This is a genomic window from uncultured Kiloniella sp. (assembly GCF_937128705.1).
Classification (GTDB): Bacteria; Pseudomonadota; Alphaproteobacteria; order Kiloniellales; family Kiloniellaceae; genus Kiloniella.
This window is the reverse complement of sequence record NZ_CAKZMP010000165.1, coordinates 1-7210: the sequence shown is the minus strand read 5'-3', so window position 1 is coordinate 7210 and position 7210 is coordinate 1. Positions and strand designations below refer to the sequence as shown.

7 protein-coding genes are annotated in these 7210 nt (G+C 43.3%); all 7 read right to left on the bottom strand.

Annotation, left to right across the window (positions count from 1 at the left end; genetic code table 11):
- Positions 1-439: hypothetical protein (locus Q0241_RS09340; protein ID WP_299376500.1), on the bottom strand; the 439-nt coding region annotated here is incomplete at its 3' end.
- Positions 439-1056, bottom strand: coding sequence for a hypothetical protein (locus Q0241_RS09335; RefSeq protein WP_299376496.1), 618 nt, complete (start codon positions 1054-1056; stop codon positions 439-441). The genes Q0241_RS09335 and Q0241_RS09340, both read right to left, overlap by 1 nt.
- Before the next feature lie 2 nt (positions 1057-1058).
- Entirely contained in the window at positions 1059-1610 is a 552-nt protein-coding gene (locus tag Q0241_RS09330) for a sigma-70 family RNA polymerase sigma factor (protein WP_299376493.1), read from the bottom strand.
- A 9-nt stretch (positions 1611-1619) separates the two neighbouring features.
- Positions 1620-2675 (bottom strand): hypothetical protein, encoded by a 1056-nt coding sequence (locus Q0241_RS09325; RefSeq protein ID WP_299376490.1) that lies wholly within the window; start codon positions 2673-2675, stop codon positions 1620-1622.
- A gap of 49 nt (positions 2676-2724) precedes the next feature.
- Positions 2725-4812 carry a hypothetical protein gene (locus tag Q0241_RS09320; RefSeq protein ID WP_299376487.1) on the bottom strand — a complete coding sequence of 696 codons (2088 nt, stop codon included), beginning with the start codon at positions 4810-4812 and terminating at the stop codon, positions 2725-2727.
- A gap of 183 nt (positions 4813-4995) precedes the next feature.
- A complete protein-coding gene (locus Q0241_RS09315; protein ID WP_299376484.1) occupies positions 4996-6345 on the bottom strand; it encodes a hypothetical protein in 1350 nt (449 codons plus the stop codon).
- Between the two features lie 500 nt (positions 6346-6845).
- On the bottom strand, positions 6846-7210 hold a 365-nt coding region (locus tag Q0241_RS09310), incomplete at its 5' end, for a DMT family transporter (RefSeq protein WP_299376481.1).

Here is a 7210-nt window from a genome sequence, read left to right as displayed (position 1 = left end):
CCTTTTTAGGTAAATAGCTTGAGATCAGAGTATTTTTTTTATTTAGAACATCCAACTCTATCAGGTCATGAGTATTACTTAACCCCAAGCGATAGGTATTTGGAATATCGTCAAAATTTTTGCCCTGAATTGTTAATATTGTGCCCGGACGAACGCAGTTTGCTCTTATCCCGGAAAAGATAATCTCATCAGATCGGTTTCTTGTCGGTTGGGGCATAACCGGATCACCAGTTACAGTACGGGACTTTCCTGTTGATGTCGACGCCCCCGGTATTGGCGGAGTATTGGGCATTGCCCCCGTACCTGGTTCTACACTCGCGGGCTGCCTACTCACGGGCTGTGTACTCGCGGGATCAGTAGATGTTTGTGCTGGTAAATCCTGCGGTATTCCAATTGAAAGCAGCAAGAGACCAGCGAGAGTTAAGGAATGACGTAACATCACTTACCACTACTTTCTCCGCCGTCACGTTGTACGGTTTCAACCAGATTTTTGTGCGCTTGAAGCTTGGCGATAACAGCTTCAGGATTTTTTGATACAGCCAGCTTATAAACGCCCAGAGATGAAGGGCCATCAATAATACGAGCATCAACAGCCAATAAAAGTTCGCGAATATTTTCTTCACGTGCCTCTGGAACAAAAGTAACCGATAGCACTGGACCACGGATATAGGCGGCATTACCACCACTCGCAGCAACCAAGTCTTTGTTGTTTTGCCACAAGGGCACAACATAGGCCGTCTGGACAAGCAACATAATACAGGCTGCAACCGCTGCTATCCGCCACACCTTATTTTTGATATTATCATTTTGTGGTAAACGTCTGGACCGTGTCGTTTGCTCTTTTGCAAGATCACGTTGCAAACGCTTCAGACCAAGCTGACCAGGCGAGCTTTCATGTGTTTGATTTTGAACTTCGTCTCTCAGGTTTTCCAGAAAAGCACATTCATCTCGAAGAGCTTTATCTTGGCTCAAAGCTTTTTTAACCGCCTCAAGATCTTCCCCCTGAAGACTACCATTCACATAGAACGGTAAGAGTTCTGAGATTTCCTTTTTCATGTTCAGCCTCCCATACGGTTGGACAGGCAACGTTTCATTGCCTGTTTGGCATGGAACATACGGGTCTTAACGGTATTTTCTGGACAGTCCACAATCAACGCAATCTCTGAATAGGGAAGGTCCTCGAAAAATGCTAGCTGCATGACTGCACGCTGAACTGCCTTTAGGGTATCAAGACAAAACTTGATATGATCACTTTTTTCAGCAGTCAAAAGACACGCCATAGCATCCGGACTATCATCCGCCGTTTCAGGAAAGTTATCGCTATCCATTGGTATGTCTGTTTTCTTACGCATCCGATCCACCGTCTTGAAGTATGCTATTCCAAATAGCCAGGTTGATACTTTTGAACGCCCCTCAAAGGTTTCGGCTTTACGCCATACCTCTAAAAAGGTTTCATTTAGTATGTCGGCGGCTTCGAATGAATCGTTCAATTTTGATTTAATAAAAAGATACAGTCGTTTTTCAAACAGATGATAAAAATCAGCAAAGGCGATTTCATCGCCTTTGCTGATACGTTGAAGAAGGGAATATGCTGTATCGTTTTCGGTCATTAATAATCCCTATGGCATATACAACAATTGACGTGGTGAGGACCCAATGACGCGCCCGCTTTTATCAAAAGCACGTAATCGCCAATCATAACTTTCCCCTGAATTCAGATTGTCCAAGGAAAAAGCAGAAAGTTTAAGTTTCAAATCCTGGGCGGAAACAACTTTTCCAGAAACAACTTCGTCATGTCCCGGAGTAAGTATTTCTACCTGATAGGCAAGTGCACCGGGGACATTTTCCCACGCGAAAACAGTATCCTGATTGACACGGGCACCGTTTCCGGGGCTCAAGGCCGTCAAATTATCAGTTGGCCTTTTTGTCGAAGTTTCGAGAACAAAATACCTCAATACAGGCAACTCCGTAATGCCGTCAGCATTCTCGACACTAAAGGTAAGCAAATAAAGACCATTTTTTGTTGTCGGTAATGCCGGGCTTACTATCCTGGTTCTGCCCTGCCCCGAACTCACAACCTGTTGTCGCACGACCTGTAGAATACGTCCACGCGCACTTCCAAGACTTGCTGTTGGGTCAATAATGCGCCATTCACCCTTTAAAAGACCGCTACTTCGGAAATTTATCTCCGCAATGGCTCGTCTTGTATCTCCTTTGGCAATAACGTCTGTTCTAGCATTATTATCAAAACGAAGATCAATACGATTAATGCTGAGCGCTCCCCCCTGTCCTGTCCCTGAAAATACAGACAATCGTGCTAAACCCGTTGTTTGTGTATCAGTAAAGGTTCTGGAAATAAGAACTGATCCTGCCGGGGCTTCTGCTATTTTTCTGGCTAGGGATGCCGAGATAGATAGGACCTCACTAAAACGCAATGTCTCGCTTTGTGCTGGGGACAAAGTAGATTGCTTAAGTAAAGTTCCGCCCAAATTCGCGACTGTAGTGCCATTGATTTGAAGAACAGCATTTGTCGAACTGACAGGAACTGTTGCTGGAGCTGTTGGCTCTAACCTTGTGACATTCCACGTCAGAGAAAGAGATGACGCCCCTTTTACATTAAGATTAGCACGTTGGGGCGTCACCGTAACCGAGGTCACATTCGCCTCTGCTATCATTGGTGTAGCCAGTCCAACGCCGAACAAAACGCCGGGTACTAAAATCGCTTTAATAGCTAAGCGAAAATGGCGCTTTAACGCGCAAAACCATGTAGGCCTGATACTCTGTTTCATTTTGGGCACTATCTGCGTTTCCATTGAATTCCTCCATTGATCCTCTCAGGGCCAATGCCAAACCTGGGCGATTGGTGCGAGGTCGAAGGAAAGTCCATTCTACCTCGCTATTAACGATATGACTATCAGATGAGTCGCCACTACCGTTCGCAAGGTTCAAATTATAATCAAAATTTAACTCAACTTTTTCTGGAACAAGTTCTGCTGTCGCCCCTAAATACAGGTTTGTGCTGAAACTGTTTTTATTTGTATCAAGGTCTTCAAACACGCCAAACTGGGTACCACCGTTAAGTTGCAGTCTATCAGAAACAGCCCAACCAACATCTAAACCTGTCAAATTATTAACTGTGTCGCTGGAAATATTTGTATAGTCATCAAAACGTGAATAGCTATGTGATAAAGACCAATACCATACATCGTAGCTTGCCCCTCCACCCAGTGTAATTGACGAAGATAAATTATCTGTATCTCCGCCCTCATAACCATTTGGCGTTTTAACACGCCCCAAACTGGCAAAGTAACTGTTCATATATAAATACGGGGTTCCTAACCATTCCCTTGATCCGGTCTGCTGATCAAAAGAATAGTTCATCCCAAAATCAATACTCTTCAAGCGATCTGTTGGAACGTTCGCGAGACCATCTACATTGTTGGTTTCATGCAAGGCATAGATATTCGCAGATAAAGCGCCCCAATAAAGATTACTGAAAGCAGTATAGGCATCGCGATCTGATATCATGCCAGGGTTAGCCAGACTTTCAAAGAAAGTATCAACACGGTCATAGCCAAAACCAACATCAATATTAAGTAGGTCATCACCAATGACGGGCCCTTCATCAAACAATCGATGATCTATCAATAGCGATACAGCGTCGCTGCTGTCTTTGGGGGCATCACCATGATCTCCATCTTGATCAAATAGTGTATGTGCATATTGCGCTTTTAATCTTGTTCTTTGATGACCAAAGCTCTTTTCAACACCGATCCCCCAGCCAGAACCAGATGCAGAACTATCCAGATCTGAAAGACCAATACCGCTTCCCTCCCCCAAACCATCATAATAGGTGCCCGTTAATTTCAACGCGTCCACATCAGTTGCAAAGGGTTTTACAGACAGACTAACACCTTTAAGGCGATTTTCCGTACTGTTAAGGCCTGTCATATCCGCAGCACCAGAGACGGACTCAGTCCCGAATGCAAAGCCTTGCGCCTCTACCCTGCGATCACTTGTCCCAATGCGCGCAGAAACACCCCGACGATAAAAGTCTGAAACAAGGAGAGTTTCCAGCCCTGTATCATGATGCCCCAGTGAAAAGCCACCTGTCAGAGTATCCCCCTGATAATCAGCATTTACGTCATATTCACCCAAATCGATCGTACGTTCTGTCAGCGCAAAATCGACATCACTTTGCATCAAATAATTTGCATGACCATCGACCGTCCATTTTCCAGCGGCAAAACCTGAGTTAACATCGCCACTACCGGATAAAGTAGAACGATTGGTTGCATGTCCAATATTTTGCTGCACGACACGCCGACTAAATTCGGTTAGCGTATCTGCGCGAAAATATGCCGAACGCAGTAACCGCTCGGCCATTTCTATTTCCGGTGTTGTTTCATTTAAATCAGAAAGATTACTCGCAGAGCCTGAACCATCACCAACTATAGTAAAAGTCCATTGCTGCCTTACCTCTGACGAACCGTCAGGGTTTAGCATTACCAATTTCAATGTATGCTCATTTCCCTCAAGTGTTTGAAGTGGCTTGTATATAAAATCAACACCATCAAGGGAAAGAAGTGACGTAATATCAATACCGTCCAACTCGACACCAAGTTGTGTCAGAGTAATCACATCCAAATCATCCGGAAGATCTATTCGTATTTTTGCATCAGATGTTTCAGGGGGGGTAAAATCTGCAGTCCAATCTGCCATGGCTGGGTGAAGGCAAAAAAACGGCAAAACCATTGCCGCTATCAGAGATCCGAAACCATACCGAATTTTTTTTCGATTTTTCAAACGCACGCCTGATATTCCCCAAGGCAGACTTCGTACAACGTTACACCAAGATACTATAGAAATCAGTAATTTGAACAATAATCCAAAGTGTATCAATTGTATCAGTAAAAGCTGAATTCGTTTTCAACTACATCATAAAAGAGTTGCAGGGCCTTATTTCAGGCCCTGCCACATTTATTTTACTTTTTTTTATTGAGGTGTCTGAATTATCAGACGTTTGGGTCTTTCAGTTTCTTGTGTTGCTTTACCAAGGGGAGCTCTTTGCGGCTTTTTCTGCACAGTACCACGTGCATCTGGCATTGTGTCGCCTCCCTGATTTTGATAACCACCCAGCTTGGCATTACTACCATTTACAGTTACCTGAGGCGTACAACGATGCTTGAAAGTCGCTGAACCAAACTCTTCCCAAGGTCCATAACTATCACTGTTTTGATCTTTGACCTGAGCTTCAATCGTCATCGCATGTTCATAGGTTTTATTGATTGTGTTCCACCATTTGAATTGTTGATGATTATACATTTTTTCAATCAGGGGATAATCAAAATCAAAGTGCCTATTGATTTGATTAGCTGAATCATAGCTCCCTAGATAGGCATTCGGGAGCACAAAATCTCCTTCACTACCGTCAACAAGGATTTTAAAACGCACAGTTCCTTTTCCTGCCCCTTTGTAGTTCACACGAATTTTAGGGTTAGGCGTCCCTTCAGAACACTTTCCAATATGGTGCGGCATGTTTGGCTGAAAAGTTGCCTGATTTAAAAGCAGGGATTGATTGTTGTTATACTGTGGATTATTGCCCACCTGTCCCAATTGAGCATTCAAAATAGGCTTATCGGTTATAGCAGGGTCTCCTTTGTATTTGACTTGAATAGTAAAATTTTTGGTCTCAAAGCCAGCTTTCCAAGGGCTGTGACCTGGCGAGAGATATTTTCTGCACCACCCCGCAAGAGAAACAGGCCTTTGCAGAACGATTTCCTGATCGTTTTTATAAAAATCTGCTTTCGATCCACCACCTTGTAGATGGGATTGTAATTTTTTATTGATTTCTTCCAAGGGATCAACGCGAACAGCCGGATGGCCATTTTTAATTTGATTTAAAGGAACTGAGAAACTCTCATCACCATCCGTACCCTCTGTTACCCACTTACCCAAGCCAATGCGGCTTTTATGACTAACTTCATAGGCACTTTGATACAGTGCTGCATTATCATTGATATCATCAACAAACATACCGAGAGGGCCAAAATAAATCTTGGCTTCTTTGAACGTAATTTTTTTATTATCGCCACACTGCACAAAGCCGTCGGCTTCGATCTCAATGGATGATTCCTGCACCTGTAAATTGACATTATTTACAGACTTACTTCCTGAAGCATTCTTGACATTAATAACCGCGCCATTCCCCGGAAAGCTCAGATCTACATTCTGAACATACTCAGAGTTTCCACTAGATGCCGCAAAGACAGTGCTTGAAATGATAGCACTCGTCCCAAGTGCAGCAGCACTTACGCCAAGAATCAACTTTTGAAACTTATTCATTTTGATCTCCTGTTTTGTCACTCACTGTTTCGAGTAACCCGATGTCGTCGTTACAGGGTCTGACGCGATAAGAACGGGAAAGGTTCAAAAATTGTTTCAGATAGTGATTTTATATATATCTGATTGTTCCCAAGACAGACGCCCCGATACTCGGGACCAGATCATCCCAAACATTAAGGCATTATTATCAATGATAAATTTATCAATCGTATTTCAGGAAACGTATCTATTGTATCAATGTCATTACACGCAGGTTCAATTCACTTAAACAACGACAACCAAATTTTCCATAACCAAGATCAAACCACTTTCTCCACTTAGCTCCATTTCACTTATCATAGGTTCACGTCGATAAAATTGTTTATGCTTTTTCTGAATAACCTGACTATTGCTCAACAGAGCTTAATTAACACTTTGGTGTTGGAACCATCAGCTTTTTCTGCCCTCTCATCCTTTCATCTCTTCCTGCAGATATCCCAGATCTATCATTCATAGGATTCCTATTGGCGGCTGACGAGAATAATGCCAGCTACAACACATGCCGCTCCAACAATAAGTGAAGTAGAAATATCTTCATTCAGAAAAATAATGGCCAAAATACTCCCAAAGATAGGCATTAGATGAACGAATTGTCCCCCGACTTCTGGCCCGATCACACTTATCCCATAGGACCACAATAAAAACCCGAGAGCGGACGCAAAGATAGCGATATAAATAATTGCGAGCACTGTCTCACCATTGATCAACGGCACTTCAATACCGCGAAATAGCTGAACGAATAACATTGCCAACAGCCCAACTGTTATACTCGCCACTAGAGTGACAGTTTGCGGGACGCCTGAAATTTTTTCGCGTAACAATAGAG